This is a genomic window from Achromobacter sp. SIMBA_011, from assembly GCF_046535435.1.
Lineage (GTDB): Bacteria > Pseudomonadota > Gammaproteobacteria > Burkholderiales > Burkholderiaceae_B > Achromobacter > Achromobacter dolens.
Genome location: NZ_JAWRWN010000084.1, coordinates 1 through 402 on the forward strand (window position 1 = coordinate 1; position 402 = coordinate 402).

The 402-nt window shown below is 61.7% G+C and carries 1 pseudogene; it reads right to left on the reverse strand.

Annotated elements, in window-relative coordinates:
* Positions 1–127: 127 nt before the first annotated feature.
* A pseudogene (locus SB816_RS30015) lies at positions 128–402 on the reverse strand (hypothetical protein); the annotation flags it as partial.

A 402-nucleotide genomic window follows, 5' to 3' on the forward strand; every position in this document is an offset into this window, starting at 1 on the left:
CGTGAAAGACGGACAATGGAATAGCGCGCTCGCAGAGCGCGGCTAATGAGGCGGGAAACACGCGTGCTCGATTTCACGCACGACCCGCCTCGGACGTTCCCCGCGCGATCGCGGCACGATGACCTGCTTACGGACACTCCGCCTCGGCCGATGAACTGACGGCCCAGTTCACAGCCGCATCGAAAATAGCGTTGCCGTCCGCGCTGAGTTTCTCGAATGACCGGTTGCCAAGAAACAGTGCAACGCGGCGTGCGGGTGCAATGAAATCGTAATCCATCGTTGCGCCCTTCTCGTACGCGAACACCACGGCATGCGTCGGCTCGCCGGCGATCGTCGCAATGATTGTGGCGCCCGGCCCCGGTTTGCCCCAACCCATTTCATCGTCGCGCGGATAAACCCAAC